This is a genomic window from Caulobacter sp. GW822-FHT01G02 (genome assembly GCF_058802865.1).
Window position 1 is genome coordinate 118,565 of sequence record NZ_JBXAON010000003.1, and the last position, 14,134, is coordinate 132,698.

The window sequence follows — 14,134 nt, forward strand, 5'->3', positions numbered from 1 at the left end:
ATTCTATATCTGGGTGCAATGTGAAAGTTCTAGTTTTCCACAATCGCTACCAGCAACGTGGCGGCGAGGATACCGTCGTTGAAGCTGAATGCGATCTACTTCGCGCATCGGGGCATCACGTTGAATTGGTCGAAGTTTCGAACGACGACATCGAGAGCCTCCCCCAGAAGGCCAAGGCTTTTATCAACACGCCATTTGACCCAGCAAGGGCGGAATGGGCGAGAAAAATAACGCTTAAAATAAATCCGACAGTTGTCCACGTTCACAATTTCTTTCCGCTTTTAACACCCGCACTGCATGTCGGCATTGACAGTACTGACACAGCACTCGTTCAAACTTTACATAATTATCGACTCATCTGCGCCAACGGCCTACTTCTGAGAAACGGCAAAGTATGTGAGAAGTGCATAGACGGTAACAAGGGGTGGGCTGTGGCTCACCGATGTTACCGCAATTCCGCGATTGGTTCGCTAGCGCTCGCCAGAATGCAGTGGCGAGCAAAAGTAAAGTCGACTTGGGATTGCGTGGATCAATTCATCGCCTTGACCAACTTCTCCAAAAATAAATTTGTACAGTCCGGTTTAGATTCAGAACGCATCGCGGTGAAATCCAACTTCACTGCCGACGTCGCGCTTGAAGTCCGCGGGGAGCGAAACGGCGCAATCTACGTTGGGCGCCTGTCGCCGGAAAAGGGCGTTGATATACTACTGCAGGCCTGGAAAGAGATCGGCGACATCAACTTGACCATCATCGGCGATGGGCCAGAGCTTGAAAGACTTAAATCCATAGCCCCAAGCAACGTCACGTTCACCGGGCGACTCTCCTCCGGCGAAGTTCATCGCGCGATGCAATCCGCCGCATTCATGGTTATTCCTTCCATTTGGTACGAAGGTTTCCCGATGAACATCGTGGAGGCATTCTCGACCGGCCTGCCCGTTCTTGCATCTCGGATCGGCTCTCTAACCGAAATAATTACGCCCGGACACAGCGGCCTTCTCTTTGAGGCAGGCAATGTTGAGCAGCTTCGATCGACCGTTCACCAAGTCTTGCAAGGCGACACGTTGAGAATTTGCAGCGCCGGCGCGAAGGCGGACCACCATAACAAATACTCCGCGCAGAAGAATATCGCGGAGTTGGAAGACATCTACCGTGCGGCGATCTCAAACAGGCGCGAAAGATCGGCGGGCCCACCTTTGAGTTAAATTCTCCCGATGGAGGCGTAGGTAAACCCGTGCCGCACCATCTCCGCCGGCTTGTAGACGTTGCGAAGGTCGACCACGACCGGCGTCTTCATCAGGAGCTTGATGCGGTCCAGGTCCAGGGCCCGGAACTGGTCCCACTCGGTGATGATCACCAGCGCGTCGGCGCCCTCGGCGACCTCATAGGCCCCGGCCTTGAAGTCCACGCCCGTGAGCATGTGCGCGGCTTCCTTGGCCCCTTCCGGATCGAAGGCCTGGACGGTGGCGCCCAGGGCCTGCAGGGCCGGGACGATGTCGAGGCTGGGGGCGTCGCGCATGTCGTCGGTGTTGGGCTTGAAGGTCAGGCCCAGCACACCGATCGTCTTGCCGGTCAGGTCCTGGGTCCCGATGGCCTTGGCCACCTTGTCGGCCATGGCCTTCTTGCGCGCGTCATTGACCTCGACCGTGGTCTCGATCAGCCGCACGGGCGCGCCATACTGCTGGGCCGTGCGCACCAGGGCGATGGTGTCCTTGGGGAAGCACGATCCGCCATAGCCGGGGCCGGCGTTCAGGAACTTGCCGCCGATCCGCTTGTCCAGGCCGATGCCCTTGGCCACCTGCTGGACGTCGGCCCCGACCTTTTCGCACAGGTCGGCCATCTCGTTGATGAAGGTGATCTTCATGGCCAGGAACGCGTTGGCTGCGTACTTGATCAGCTCGCTGGTCCGGCGGCCGGTGAAGACGATCGGAGTCTCGTTCAGTGACAGCGGGCGATAGAGCTCGCGCATCACCGCCTGGGCCCGCTCGTCGTCGGTCCCGACCACCACGCGGTCGGGACGCTTGAAGTCCTCGATCGCCGCGCCCTCGCGCAGGAACTCGGGGTTGGACACCACGGCGAACTGAGCGTTCGGATTGGTCTTCTTGATGATCGCCTCGACCTCGTCGCCGGTGCCCACCGGCACGGTCGACTTGGTGACCACCACGGTGAAGCCGTCGATCAGGCCGGCGATCTCCTCGGCCGCGGCGTAGACGTAGGAGAGATCCGCATGGCCGTCGCCGCGGCGGGTCGGCGTGCCCACGGCGATGAACACCGCGTCCGCGTCCTTGATGGCCTGGGCGCCGTCCAGCGTGAAGAACAGCCGGCCCTCGCGGACGTTGCGCGCCACCAGGTCGTCAAGGCCCGGTTCGAAGATCGGGATCTCGCCCTTCTCCAGCCGCTCGATCTTCGACGGATCCTTGTCGATGCACGTCACCACGTGGCCGAAGTCGGCGAAACACGCCCCAGACACCAGGCCCACATAACCCGTGCCAATCATCGCTACGCGCATCGAAACTTCCCTTTTTATACTCGTGAATCGGCTAGCCTCGCCCGGCGCCCCCCCCCCCCTATTGTCCGAAGGCCTGCGCCTGGTGCCAGCGCCAAGCGTTCGAGAGCGTGGCGTCTAGATCCCGTAACGGCTTCCAGCCGAGTGGATCGCGCGCTTTGGTGTTGTCCCCCACAAGGACCGGCGCATCTCCAGCACCTCGCGGAGCCATCTGCACCGACAACGGCTTACCCGTCGCTCGCTCCACGCCGTCAACGAGTTCCCGCACCGCCGTCCCTGTGCCGGTTCCAAGGTTGTAAGACTCAGATGAGCCGCCGGCGAGGAGTCGCCGCAAGGCGGAGACGTGAGCTTCGGCAAGGTCCAGAACGTGGACATAATCTCGAACTGCCGTGCCATCTCTCGTGTCGTAGTCGACGCCGACATTGTTGTCCAAGAACCCGCCGGGATTTTTAACGGCCTCTCCCACTTCGATTCGAGCCGCAAAATGGAGTACAGCAACAGGCCAGTGAGCGGCGAACACCGCGTTAAGACGGGCAGCGTCGCGGATATCACCCTGCTCCAGCGGTCCCCACTGTACATGCGCCCCATGACCGTTAGAGAGGTCATAGAAGGCTACGGGCTTGAAACTTGCCTCGGCTAAGGCCAAACAACAGTGCGAGCCAACATAGCCGGCACCGCCAGCTACTAGAACGGTCCGCATGAATTCCCCCGTACGCGACGAAGAAGCTTGATCCTGGCCACTACCGCCTAATGTTAGTAGGCATTCTCCGCCATCAATAGGTGCGGCACGGTCATCAACAGGATCTTGACGTCACCGCCCAGGGTCCAGCGCTCAATGTATTCGTTGTCGGCATCGATGCGGGCAGCCATCACCTCGACCGCGCTGGTGCCGCCGCGCAGGCCCTTGATCTGGGCCAAACCGGTTAGGCCGGGACGAGCGCGGAAGCGCAGACGGTAATTAGCGATCACAGCGCCGTATTGATCATCGTGAGCGAGAGCGTGTGGACGCGGGCCGACGATCGACATGTCGCCGCGCAAAACATTAATAAGCTGGGGAAGCTCGTCAATGCTGGTCTTGCGGATGATCTTGCCGAGCGTCGTGATCCGATCGTCGTCGCGCTGGGCCTGGACGACCTTCGAACCGTCCTCCTGGCACCGCATCGAGCGGAACTTGAAGATCGTGAAGGCTTGGCCGTTCAGCCCGCCGCGGGACTGCCGGAACATCACCGGACCCGGCGATTCCAGCTTGATCAGAATAGCGATGAGAGCGAGTAGCGGCGCGAAGAACAGCAAAGCGCCGCCTGCCACCAGAATATCCATCGCTCGCTTGAGCGGATCTTTAGCCACCGGCGACGCTTTCACGGCACAGGTTCGCTGATCCGCTGACGGATTAGAGGCTATCAGCACGTGGTCCCCACCAGTGTTATGTATCCGGGTCTTTGCCCGATGATTTAACAAGCCTTTACTAAATCAGCGTTCCGCAAACAACCGCCCTCAGTGGTTGTTAACCAACCTTTCTTCGCGGCGCGGCGATTCCTGCGCGTTCGAGTGACATTCTCAGCCCTAATGACGGGCGCCCGTGTGAATAATGACGACTTCAGCACGCTAAATCAGCGAGCACCGGCGCCTCCGACTGTGACGGAATGCACACGGTAAACGCTGCCGCGCCTCACTGAACCGTCATATGCGTCGCAAGAATATGCGACAGGGTCTTTGCGCCCCCGCTCTTGAATGTCCCCAATACTCGGTAAACGGGAGCTGGCCGATAAGGACTGCGCGCATTGGCGAGCGGCCGATCCAGTAATGGCCGGGAACTGGTCGGCTCTGTCGGCGCCCCACAGGGGACTTAGGGCCAGCCCCCAGCGCGCTGCGAAGCGGCTTCCGCCCAGCTTCGGCCGATGTCGCTCGCGCGCCAGCGGACCTGCAGCCGGTTCCCCGCGAAGCCGCTCCTCCGCTTGCACCCCCGGTCTCGCCGACGGGCGTCGGGTTTCAGACGCGCCTTTTGCGTCCGCAACCCAACGACCGAAGGAGATCACAATGTCCAACGCAGCGGACCGGCTATCGCCCAGGATCTTTGTCGCTTGCCTGGCGGCCTACAATGCCGGCCGCCTTCACGGGGCGTGGATCGACGTCGAGGACGAGGAGACCATCGGAGACGCCATCACAGCTATGCTCAACGCCTCGCCTGTCGCCGGCGCGGAAGAGTTCGCCATCCATGATCATGACGGCTTTGGCGGCGTGACCATCGGCGAGTACGAGGACATCGGGCGGGTCGTCGAAATCGCATCGTTTCTTCGCGAGCGCGGCCAGCTTGGCGCACTGGTGCTCGATCATCTCGGCGGGAACATCGACGAGGCGAGCGAGGCGCTCGACGACGGGTACCGAGGCGCGTTCGAATGTCTCGCTGACTACTTTCAGGAACTGACTGAAGAAACGGTCATGATCCCGGAGCCCCTCCGCCTCTATATCGACTACGAAGCCATGGCGCGGGACGCGGAGCTGAGCGGCGAGGTGTTCACGCTCCGGACGGCTCACGACAAGGTCCACGTTTTTTGGGCGCGATGAGGCGAAGGCGCTCAGAACAGGCCTTTGAATTCAGGATCACTGTAGTAGCGAACCTTCCGCGCCAGCGTCGGGTTCGCTCCCGGCCGGAGTAGGATCAACGACCCAGTATCCATCCGCATGACCTCGTCGGGCGTGAGGAGGTCGCGCCGCGCGAGGTTGACGTTCGTCGAGCTGCCATGCGTCGAAAAGAGCTTGTCGCCGGCCTGCGTCTTTGACTGGCCGCTAGTGCTGTAGACTTCGGTCGTGACGCCCATCGACCGCGATACCCAAGTTGCGGTGTCAATATCGGCGACGTTGAAGACCTGAATGACTCGGGCGTTGGCCAGGAACGTTCCGGCGTGATCGCCATATGCGCTCTTGAGCTGGTGAAGATCCTGGAGGATCGCCCAGATTTGAAGTCCATACCCGGCCATCAAGCCAAACGCCCGCTCGACCGGTTCCAGATATCCGAGGGCGGAAAACTCATCCAGCATGAGCAGTACGTCAGGACCGTCGCGTTCCGCACCTACCGGACCGCGCGCCAAGGCGTCGATTGTCTGCACCACCATCAGCCGCAGCCAACGCGCATGGGTTCGCAGCCGCTCAGGCGGCAGGACCAGGAACACAGTCACGAGCCCAGTTTGCAATTCGCTCAGCGAGAAATCCGACCGCTCCAGCACCCGCGCCATGCGCGGACTGTCGAGGAAGTGTGTATGTCGCTGCGCCGCGGACAACACGCCCGCGGCTTCCCGATCGCTTTTGCCAAGATGCCGGTTGGCCGCGCGCGCGGCCAGACCGCCGGCCGCGCCGCTGTCCTGCATCGCCCTCAGCATCTTGGCGAAGGCGTCTGGCGCAGCGGTGAGCAGATTCCGCACGGTGATCAGGCTGCGAAGGTAGTCGGGCGCCGTCGTTACTACGTGGAGGATGACGCCCGAGATCAGCGCCTTGGCTTCCTCGTTCCAGTGCGCTTCGCCGGTTTGGCCGGGTGGATCATAGACCAGCGCCTCGGCGATCGCCGCGACGTCGTCAACAAGGTCGAGACTATCGGGGTCCAGCGCCGAGAGCGGATTGAACGCCGCGCACGGCTGGCCCGACACGTCGAACGGATCGAGCACGAACACCGGCCCCATCCGTGCGCGCGCCGCCGCCGTGATGCGGGTGTTCTCCCCCTTCGGATCGACGCAGAGCACCGAGCGCCTAAGCGTGAGGAGATTCGGAATGATCGTCCCGACGCCCTTGCCGGCCTGCGACGGCGCGATGGTCAGCAGATGCGCGGGGCCATTGTAGCGAAGCAGCTTGTCGCGCATCGAGCGGCCGACGATTAGACCCTCGTCGCCACCGAGTGTTCGAGCGATCTCGTACTCGCGACTGAACCGCGCCGAGCCGTGCGTGTCGGAGACTGCTCCATCCGGCCACCAGCGCCGCCACCGAAGAAAGCCAACCACACAACCCAGCAAGCTCGCGACGACCAGAACCGGAATGCTCACGCCAGAGCCGACCGGCCCGACGGCGGCAATGACGGTGAGCATAAAGCCCCCGACCAGCCGGCCGATGAAGAGGCCGAGCAGGATCGCGCCGACGAGGGTAACAGTGCGGATCATCTCGCCGCCTCCGGCTTCGGCCGATCGTTCTGCGTATCGGCTTCAAAAACATGCCGCCCGCGATGCCGCCACCGCGCGAGCACGTCGGCGCGGTCAGCGTCTTGGAGCTGGTCGGCAAGTTCGAGCATGCCGCCCAGCAGGGCTGCGCGGTCGTCGTCGGTAAGATCGACCAGGCCGGCCTTGGCGACGAGGCCGCCAAGTTCGATCAGGTGGTGAGTGCGCTCGCGGCGCTGCACGACCCAGGCTCTCGTATCGAGGCGCGCGGCGGCGGCTTCAGCCCGTCGCGCCAGCGCCAGGGTCTTGGCCAGAGCCCGCACCGTCACCAGCAGCCGCCGACGCCAGCTTGCGGCCGGCACTTTTGCGAAAGAAGGCCTCGCCTTCCGACTTCCAGGCCTCCCGCGACTTGGCGTCCTTGGAAGCCTTCGCCGTCAGCAACGCGCCGGCCAGAACTTCCGGGTCGAGTTCGTCCGCGCCCGTGGCGATGACGAGTTCGCCTAGCTGCTTGATCTTCTGGCTTCTGAGTTGTTTCGCCTTCGCCGCCAGAGCTGTCAGCTCGGCGTCGATGTCGCGGGGTTTGCGCATAGCTCAAGGCCTCCTGCGATGGAGCCCGCCCCGCGCCACAAATACCAAAGGTTGTAGCTTGCGCGCAAGTTGTTTAAAATCGCCGTGTGCAGCAAGTCAGGCCGATCTGCGATCGGAGTGCGCGCTTATACGTCGTTCCGACGTGCACGAAGGAGCGAAGCTGAAGGAACGCCGCGATGGCGATCTATCACTTCTCAGCCAAGGTGATCAGCCGCGCCAACGGCTCCAGCGCGGTGGCCGCCGCCGCATATCGCTCAGCCTCCCGTCTGCATGACGAGCGTCTGGACCGGGCGCACGACTTCACCAACAAGGCCGGCGTCGTCCATTCGGAGATCCTGACGCCCAACGCGGCGGCCCGAGAGGCCTGGCCCGACCAGGCGCGTTTGTGGAACGCGGTAGAGGCCGGCGAGAAGCGCAAGGACGCCCAGCTCGCGCGCGAGGTCGAGTTCTCCATTCCGCGCGAGATGGATCAGCAGCAGGGCGTGACCCTGGCCCGTGACTTCGTGCAGCGCGAGTTCGTCGATCGGGGCATGGTCGCCGATCTCAATGTGCATTGGGACATCGCCGAGGATGGCGGTCCCAAGCCCCACGCCCACGTCATGCTGACCATGCGCGAGGTCGCGGTTGATGAAGACGGCGCGGCGCGGTTCGGCGCCAAGGTCCGCGACTGGAACAGCACCGAGCTTTTGACCCATTGGCGCGGCGCCTGGAGCGAGCACGTCAACGAGCGCTTGGCCCAACTGGGCATCGAGGCGCGGATCGATCACCGCTCGTTCAAAGATCAGGGCATCGACCTGGAGCCACAGGACAAGATCGGCCCGGCCGGCGCGCGGCGTGACGATCGCGGGGAGAGCGCGCAGCGCGCTCAGGATCATCGCGAGATCGCCCGGCGCAACGGCGAGCGGATCATCGCCGAGCCGAGGATCGCCCTGTCGGCGATTACCCATCAACAGGCGACGTTCACCGATCATGACCTCGCCCGGTTCGCCCATCGCCACAGCGACGGCAAGGCGCAGTTCGACCAAGTCAGAAGCGCGATCAGGACCTCGCCGGAACTGGTGGCGCTGGGGCGCGACGGCCAGGGCCGCGAGCGGTTCACCAGCCGCGAGATGCTCAATGTCGAACGGCGGCTGGAGCAGTCGGCGCAAGCGATGGCCGAGCGCCGCGACCATGGTGTTAGCACCAGTCGGCAGGACGCCGCTTTGGCCAAGAGCGCGGCGGCCGGTCTGACGCTGTCCGATGAGCAGCGCGACGCCTTCTCCCATGTCGCCGGGCGCGAGAGACTGTCGTTAGTCGTCGGCTACGCCGGCAGCGGTAAGAGCGCCATGCTGGGCGTCGCCAAGGAGGCTTGGGAAGCGCAGGGCTATCGGGTTCAGGGCGCGGCGCTATCGGGCATCGCCGCCGAGAACCTGGAGGGCGGATCAGCCATCCCTTCGCGCACGCTAGCCAGTTTGGAATATGGCTGGGCGCGTGGCCGCGATCAGCTATCGTCCAGCGACGTGCTGGTGATCGACGAGGCGGGCCTCGTCGGCTCACGGCAAATGCAGCGGGTGCTTGATCACGCCGAGCAGGCCGGGGCCAAGGTGGTGCTGGTCGGCGACGCCGAGCAACTTCAGGCCATTGAGGCCGGCGCGGCGTTCCGCGCCCTGACCGAGCGGCACGGCGCGGCCGAGATCAGCCAGATCCGCCGTCAGCGCGAGGACTGGCAACGGCAGGCCACGCGGCATCTGGCGACCGGACGCACGGACCAAGCCCTAGCTGCCTATGAGGCGGCCGGCATGGTCCACGGCCATGACAGCAAGGACGCGGCGCGCGGCGCCGTGATCGACGGCTGGGCCAGCGAACGCCAAGCCGATCCGCAGGCGTCGCGGATGATGCTGGCCTATACCCGAGAAGACGTCGGCGCCCTCAACGCCCTGGCCCGCGAGCGCATGAAGGCCGACGGCGAGCTTGGGCCAGACCATGGCGTGAAGACCACGCGCGGCATGCGCGACTTCGCGGCCCAGGACCGGGTGATGTTCCTGCGCAACGAGCGCTCGCTGGGCGTCAAGAACGGCACGCTGGGCACGGTGGAAACCATCGGCCAGGGCGCAATGGGCGTGCGGCTCGACGATGGGCGGCGCATCAGCGTCGATCTGAAGACCTACAACGATCTGGATCACGGCTACGCGGCGACCATCCATAAGTCCCAGGGCGTCACCGTCGATCGCACCCATGTGCTGGCCAGCGGCCACATGGACCGGCATGCGGCCTATGTGGCGCTCAGCCGGCACCGCGACGGGGTCGCGCTGCACTACAGCCGCCAGGACTTCCCCGAACGGCGCGATCTCGTGAGGACCTTGGGTCGCGATCGGCCCAAGGAGATGGCGCTCGACTATCCCAAGACATTCGCGGCGCGGCGGTCGATCGACGGCCCGGCCGATAGCGCCGGACGCGGCCGGTTCGCCGGGTTCAATCCGAAGCCGGCGCAGACCAAGACCCCCGACATCGCCAAAGACGACCGGGCCGCCCATCGCGCCGTTCGCGGCTACGCGGCGGCGGTGATGGACGTGCAGCGCATGCGGCAGGCCGGCTTGCCGATGCTGGAGCACCAGAAGCAGGGCCTGGAGCGCGGCGCCCAGGCCGTGGCGGGTCTGTGGCCCGGCGCGGCCAAGCACCTGGCGAGCGTGGTCGAGAAAAATCCCACCTTGCTGACGGCGGCGGCCCAAGGCCGCACCGGGCCGACCCTGGCGGCGATGAAGATGGAACGGCTGGCGCCCGACAAGGCGCGCGGCGCGCCAGCCCCCAACCGGGAGAAAGATTTGAAGAAGGGCATGGATCATGATCGTGGGCGCGGACCCGGCGACGAGCCCAGCAAGAACCGTGATCGCGGTTGGGAAAGGTGAAGTGGCGTGACGGACGAGGCGTATGGCGATCCGGCCGAGGAAGCGTTTGGTCAACTGAGGACCGAGGTCGCCTTGTTGCGACGGGCGGTCGAGGGCTTGGCGGCGGCGGAAGAGCGCCATGAGCCGGTCGATTATGGTCCGACCTTAGGCAAGATGGCCAGTCAGCTCGCGGCGGTGGACAAGCGCATCGAGGCCTTGGCGCAGTCGCCGTTGCTCAGCCTGACGCCGGCCCGTGTGGCGGGAGAGGTCCAGGCCGCCGCGACACGCGTCCGACAGGAGGCCCAGGGCGACTGGTCACGAGCGCAGCGCGGTTTGGACGATGCCGTGAGAGCGCTCGGCGAAGTCGTGCCGCGTCCGCGCGCCACGCGCGATCAACGCAGGTGGGTGATCGCCGCCGGCGCCGGAGGCGTGATGGCGGGCATCGTCCTTTGGGTCGGCCTGTCCGGGCCGATCGCGCGGGCGTTACCCGATCGCTGGCAGGTCGCCGAGCGGATGGCGGCGGCCACGCTGAAGCAGGATCGCTGGACGGCGGGCGGACAGATGATGCACGGCGTCAGCCCGCAGGATTGGGCTCGGATCGTTGAGATGTCGCAGTTCGAGCGGGACAATCGCGAAGCGCTGGAGGCCTGCCGGCGAGCGGCGGCCAAGGGCGGGAAGGACCAGACCTGTAAGGTGATCGTCCGGAGGCGCTGAAAGCCGCGCCAGCCTTTCCGCTATTTCTTCAGTCTCACGCCCGGTCCTGCGGAATCGTCGGGACCTTGGAAGATCACTCCAGCTTCCTCCAACGCACGTCGCACCGCCTCTACGTTGACGATGGAGCTGCGTTCCGGCCCGACGGCGCTTTCCATACGCCGAATTGTGGGGACTGAGACCCCAGAGGCATTGGCCAATTGCGGACCGCTCCAGTCCACCAAAGCCCGAGCCGCACGAATTTGCGCCGCAGTGATTGATACGTCACGACTCATGTGATACTTTTCGTATTGTATGAACTGATTCATCGAACAGCTAGACAATCAACATACAGGTTAGTCGTTATGGGCTCACGTCGAAAGACGGGAGGCGCGGTCGCGCGCCTGCCCGAACTGTCGAGACGCGCCGTGTTAGTCGGCGCTTCTGCCACGCCGGTGCTTGCCGGACAGGCTGGCGCCACCGCCACCGATCCGACTATCGCCGCGTGTGAAAGGTGGTTCGCCGTTGAAGCAGAGCGGGAGCGCTTGAGCGCCGAGTGGGGTCGGCATGAGAGTTTTCTGGCTCGCGAATTCAACTGGTTTCGTCTTTCCGAGGACCAACGCCGCGCGTTGCCGCAGGCGCGTAAGCTCGACGACATAGCGGTTGAACTCGAAGCGTTGGATAGGAAGAGCGATGCGCTGCTGAAGGCGTTGCCTTCAACGCCTGCGGCGAGCGTGGCGGCTGTGGTGGCAAACCTGACCATCGCGACGCGGCTCCTCTATCCTGACGGGTACGAAGAGGTCCACGGCCTCATGGTTCGGGCAGTGCAAGACCTCAAGACGCTGAGCCGTCCAACATGAGGAATGACGCGCTCCATCGACGGCACGGCCGCAACGACCGCCGCCTAGCCGAGCGGTTCCTCCGCAACGCCAGGAGCTTCTGGAATGGTACGGAAGAGTTGGTCCCACGGTTCCCGGACGGCGCGCGGCACTTCCTGGCCATCGCGATCGAGCTTGCGTTGAAGGCCTATCTTCTTCACCGGGGGATCAGCGACGACTGGAACCGCATTCACGTCCGCCATGACCTGCTCAAAGCGTTGAAAAGCGCAAAGCGGGCCGGGTTCGATGGCGCGCCACCCGGATTGGCCAAGATCGCGGCGGCGCTCAATCCCTACTACAAAACCCACACCATTCCCCACATGCCGGCGGAGACCATCGCATCGGTGTGCTGGCTCGACGCTTGCCAGACGGTGGACGACCTAATCGCCGCCGTTGGGATCGCCATCGGGGCTCAGGTTCCAGGCGGCCCCACCAATGCGATCCCCCGTGAGCGCGGATGATGCGCCACGCTTGGAAATACTGGCAGTTTGATCCGATCCAATGGTGGCGTTGGCGCCACCCGCGTCTATGGGCCGGCGGAGGCTTTGATCCTCACGACAGCCAGGAGGTGACCTATTACGCCCTCCTGCGACTGCGCGGCGCCGCACGAGACGTTTTCATGCTGAGCTGCATCGAAGCGCTCGACTACGACCAGATCGGCCGTCACCTAGCCCTGACAATTCCAGAGGTCGAAGCGCATCTGGCGGCTGCGCTCTATCAGATCGACTCCCTGGTCCGTTTCATTGAGCGAACTCGCCCCCGGCTTGACGTCGGATGAACTCGCCCATCAGTCTCTCAGCAGTTCGATGGAGGTCCCCACCATGTCCGTTCTGAGAACCAGCACCTTTGAGCACGCCGGCCGGGCCTTCGAGATCCGGGCCGAGACCTACGCAGATCCGACCTATGTCGAAGCCGTCGTGTTCGAGAACGGATCGCCCGCGACCGTGACCTATCCTGGCGGCCTTTCGGCCATGCCCACCTACGGCGCCAACTTCCATCGGGAGCTAGGGCCGGAGGTCGCGGCAACGATCGATGCGTTGATCGCCGGCGCCGAGAGCGAATTTCGGAGGCTGACGCCTCTCGGCGTCAGCTAGTATGAGGTGAAGGGTGTTCGCCGGGCCAGCCGCCCTGTTCGCGGCCTTCTATTTCTCGCCAACACGCGAGAAGCGGTTGATCAAAGACCTGCGCATCCCGCCCCCCCCCTCCACCTACCGGCACAATGTCCATGATCGATTGGAATGGCTTATACAGATCACATTCCAATGGATTTTGATCGATATATCGGATAGATATCGATCATGGTTTGGAATTGGCAGCAGGAAGGCTGGCCCGAGTTTACTTGGGATCAGCGCACATTGGTGCGCGCCGAAGCGCTCTTCATCGAGAACGCGGGCGTGCTCATCGGTGCATCCAAACATCTAGACGCCGACGACCAATATGCCTTGCGCATCGAATTGATGAGCCATGAGGCCGTCGATACTTCCGCCATTGAGGGCGAACCGCTCGACCGAGATAGCGTCCAGTCGTCCATCCGCAGGCGCCTAGGCCTGGCCAGCGATCGTCGCCGCGCGTCGCCCGCCGAGGCCGGCATCGCGGAAATGATGGTCGATCTCTATGAGCGGGCAACTACGCCACTGACCGAAGAGGCCCTGTTCCGTTGGCATCGCTGGATCACCAACGGGCGCACCGATCTGGTCGATATCGGGCGCTATCGCACCCACACAGATCCGATGCAGATCGTCTCGGGCTCGCTGCACGCCCCGAAAGTGCATTTCGAGGCTCCGCCTTCATCCGCCCTTACCGCGGAAATGCAGCGCTTCTGGGATTGGCTGGAGCGCACCGCGCCGGGCGGCGACACACCTCTCCCCGCCATCACCCGCGCCGGCATCGCCCACCTCTGGTTTGAGAGCATCCATCCATTCGAGGACGGCAACGGCCGTGTCGGTCGCGCGATCAGTGAGAAGATCCTGGCGCAAGGATTGGCCAACCCGGTCGTCACCGGCATGGCCAGCACCTTGCTGCAGCATCGCAAGGCCTACTACGCCGAGCTTGAGCGAGCACATCGCGAACTCGAAATCACCGACTGGCTATTGTGGTTTGCCGCCAAGACCCTCGAGGCGCAGCAAAGTACGCTCCGCCAGGTCGAATTCGTGCTGGATAAGGCCCGCCTCATGGGCCGATTGCGCGGCGCACTAAACGAGCGCCAGGAAAAGGCGCTCATCCGGCTATTCGCCGCCGGGCCGGAAGGCTTCAAGGGCGGGCTCAGCGCCGCCAACTACATGACCATCACAGGCGCGCCCTCGGCGACCACCACCCGCGACCTCGCCTCACTGGTTGAGATCGGCGCGCTGACCCGCACCGGCGCGAACAAGGCGACGCGCTATCACTTAAACATCGCCGTTCCTGCCACAACACCAATGAGCGGACAGGACATCATCTAGCCGCACGACAAATGGGTAAGCACCATGAAGG

At 63.7% G+C, this 14,134-nt stretch carries 15 protein-coding genes; 9 read left to right on the forward strand and 6 right to left on the reverse strand.

Features of this window, described 5'->3' with window-relative positions; translation table 11 throughout:
* Positions 1-20: 20 nt before the first annotated feature.
* Complete coding sequence (locus AC1RNC_RS09545) at positions 21-1,202, forward strand: glycosyltransferase family 4 protein (RefSeq protein ID WP_492885704.1); 1,182 nt, start codon at positions 21-23, stop codon at positions 1,200-1,202.
* Here the strand turns inward: AC1RNC_RS09545 and AC1RNC_RS09550 are convergent.
* Genes AC1RNC_RS09550 through AC1RNC_RS09560 form a run of 3 tightly spaced genes read right to left on the reverse strand, consistent with a single transcriptional unit; the run spans position 1,199 to position 3,910 of the window.
* Positions 1,199-2,506 (reverse strand): UDP-glucose dehydrogenase family protein, encoded by a 1,308-nt coding sequence (locus AC1RNC_RS09550; RefSeq protein ID WP_492885706.1) that lies wholly within the window; start codon positions 2,504-2,506, stop codon positions 1,199-1,201. The genes AC1RNC_RS09545 and AC1RNC_RS09550 overlap by 4 nt on opposite strands.
* Positions 2,507-2,564: 58 nt before the next feature.
* The gene (locus AC1RNC_RS09555) at positions 2,565-3,203 is read right to left on the reverse strand and encodes an NAD-dependent epimerase/dehydratase family protein (RefSeq protein ID WP_492885708.1); all 639 of its coding nucleotides are present in this window, start codon (positions 3,201-3,203) and stop codon (positions 2,565-2,567) included.
* A 53-nt stretch (positions 3,204-3,256) separates the two neighbouring features.
* Positions 3,257-3,910, reverse strand: coding sequence for a sugar transferase (locus tag AC1RNC_RS09560; RefSeq protein WP_492885710.1), 654 nt, complete (start codon positions 3,908-3,910; stop codon positions 3,257-3,259).
* Positions 3,911-4,540: 630 nt separating this feature from the next.
* On the opposite strand from AC1RNC_RS09560, the gene AC1RNC_RS09565 reads away from it, so the two are divergent.
* Entirely contained in the window at positions 4,541-5,068 is a 528-nt protein-coding gene (locus tag AC1RNC_RS09565; RefSeq protein WP_492885712.1) for an antirestriction protein ArdA, read from the forward strand.
* A gap of 11 nt (positions 5,069-5,079) precedes the next feature.
* On the opposite strand, the gene AC1RNC_RS09570 is transcribed toward AC1RNC_RS09565, so the two are convergent.
* From AC1RNC_RS09570 to AC1RNC_RS09580, 3 genes are read right to left on the reverse strand one after another with little or no spacing between them, the layout of a single operon-like run.
* Entirely contained in the window at positions 5,080-6,648 is a 1,569-nt protein-coding gene (locus tag AC1RNC_RS09570) for a type IV secretory system conjugative DNA transfer family protein (protein ID WP_492885714.1), read from the reverse strand.
* The gene (locus tag AC1RNC_RS09575) at positions 6,645-6,971 is read right to left on the reverse strand and encodes a conjugal transfer protein TraD (protein ID WP_492885716.1); all 327 of its coding nucleotides are present in this window, start codon (positions 6,969-6,971) and stop codon (positions 6,645-6,647) included. The genes AC1RNC_RS09570 and AC1RNC_RS09575 overlap by 4 nt, the downstream gene beginning before the upstream one ends.
* A complete protein-coding gene (locus tag AC1RNC_RS09580) occupies positions 6,922-7,230 on the reverse strand; it encodes a conjugal transfer protein TraD (protein ID WP_492885718.1) in 309 nt (102 codons plus the stop codon). The genes AC1RNC_RS09575 and AC1RNC_RS09580 overlap by 50 nt, the downstream gene beginning before the upstream one ends.
* Before the next feature lie 176 nt (positions 7,231-7,406).
* On the opposite strand from AC1RNC_RS09580, the gene traA reads away from it, so the two are divergent.
* The 7 genes from traA to AC1RNC_RS09615 all read left to right on the forward strand — a co-directional run bounded on the left by traA (position 7,407) and on the right by AC1RNC_RS09615 (position 14,103).
* Positions 7,407-10,115, forward strand: a complete 2,709-nt coding sequence (gene traA, locus AC1RNC_RS09585; RefSeq protein ID WP_492885720.1) for a Ti-type conjugative transfer relaxase TraA — start codon at positions 7,407-7,409, stop codon at positions 10,113-10,115.
* A 6-nt stretch (positions 10,116-10,121) separates the two neighbouring features.
* Complete coding sequence (locus AC1RNC_RS09590; RefSeq protein ID WP_492885722.1) at positions 10,122-10,808, forward strand: DUF6118 family protein; 687 nt, start codon at positions 10,122-10,124, stop codon at positions 10,806-10,808.
* A 404-nt stretch (positions 10,809-11,212) separates the two neighbouring features.
* Positions 11,213-11,644: a hypothetical protein gene (locus AC1RNC_RS09595; RefSeq protein WP_492885724.1), complete on the forward strand. Its 432-nt coding sequence runs from the start codon at positions 11,213-11,215 to the stop codon at positions 11,642-11,644.
* The gene (locus AC1RNC_RS09600; RefSeq protein ID WP_492885726.1) at positions 11,641-12,123 is read left to right on the forward strand and encodes a HEPN domain-containing protein; all 483 of its coding nucleotides are present in this window, start codon (positions 11,641-11,643) and stop codon (positions 12,121-12,123) included. The genes AC1RNC_RS09595 and AC1RNC_RS09600 overlap by 4 nt, the downstream gene beginning before the upstream one ends.
* On the forward strand, positions 12,120-12,440 hold the full coding sequence (locus AC1RNC_RS09605) for a sigma factor-like helix-turn-helix DNA-binding protein (RefSeq protein WP_492885728.1): 321 nt from the start codon (positions 12,120-12,122) through the stop codon (positions 12,438-12,440). The genes AC1RNC_RS09600 and AC1RNC_RS09605 overlap by 4 nt, the downstream gene beginning before the upstream one ends.
* A gap of 43 nt (positions 12,441-12,483) precedes the next feature.
* A complete protein-coding gene (locus AC1RNC_RS09610; protein WP_492885729.1) occupies positions 12,484-12,756 on the forward strand; it encodes a hypothetical protein in 273 nt (90 codons plus the stop codon).
* Between the two features lie 204 nt (positions 12,757-12,960).
* On the forward strand, positions 12,961-14,103 hold the full coding sequence (locus AC1RNC_RS09615; RefSeq protein WP_492885731.1) for a Fic family protein: 1,143 nt from the start codon (positions 12,961-12,963) through the stop codon (positions 14,101-14,103).
* Positions 14,104-14,134: the final 31 nt, after the last annotated feature.

What these genes read in the sequence shown, in the direction of transcription:
- AC1RNC_RS09555 (WP_492885708.1), bottom strand. Translation starts at nt 3,203, where the DNA reads ATGCGGACCGTTCTAGTAGCTGGCGGTGCCGGCTATGTTGGCTCGCAC.
- AC1RNC_RS09600 (WP_492885726.1), top strand. Translation starts at nt 11,641, where the DNA reads ATGAGGAATGACGCGCTCCATCGACGGCACGGCCGCAACGACCGCCGC.
- AC1RNC_RS09580 (WP_492885718.1), bottom strand. Translation starts at nt 7,230, where the DNA reads ATGCGCAAACCCCGCGACATCGACGCCGAGCTGACAGCTCTGGCGGCG.
- AC1RNC_RS09565 (WP_492885712.1), top strand. Translation starts at nt 4,541, where the DNA reads ATGTCCAACGCAGCGGACCGGCTATCGCCCAGGATCTTTGTCGCTTGC.
- AC1RNC_RS09550 (WP_492885706.1), bottom strand. Translation starts at nt 2,506, where the DNA reads ATGCGCGTAGCGATGATTGGCACGGGTTATGTGGGCCTGGTGTCTGGG.
- AC1RNC_RS09610 (WP_492885729.1), top strand. Translation starts at nt 12,484, where the DNA reads ATGTCCGTTCTGAGAACCAGCACCTTTGAGCACGCCGGCCGGGCCTTC.
- AC1RNC_RS09605 (WP_492885728.1), top strand. Translation starts at nt 12,120, where the DNA reads ATGATGCGCCACGCTTGGAAATACTGGCAGTTTGATCCGATCCAATGG.
- AC1RNC_RS09570 (WP_492885714.1), bottom strand. Translation starts at nt 6,648, where the DNA reads ATGATCCGCACTGTTACCCTCGTCGGCGCGATCCTGCTCGGCCTCTTC.
- AC1RNC_RS09615 (WP_492885731.1), top strand. Translation starts at nt 12,961, where the DNA reads ATGGTTTGGAATTGGCAGCAGGAAGGCTGGCCCGAGTTTACTTGGGAT.
- traA (WP_492885720.1), top strand. Translation starts at nt 7,407, where the DNA reads ATGGCGATCTATCACTTCTCAGCCAAGGTGATCAGCCGCGCCAACGGC.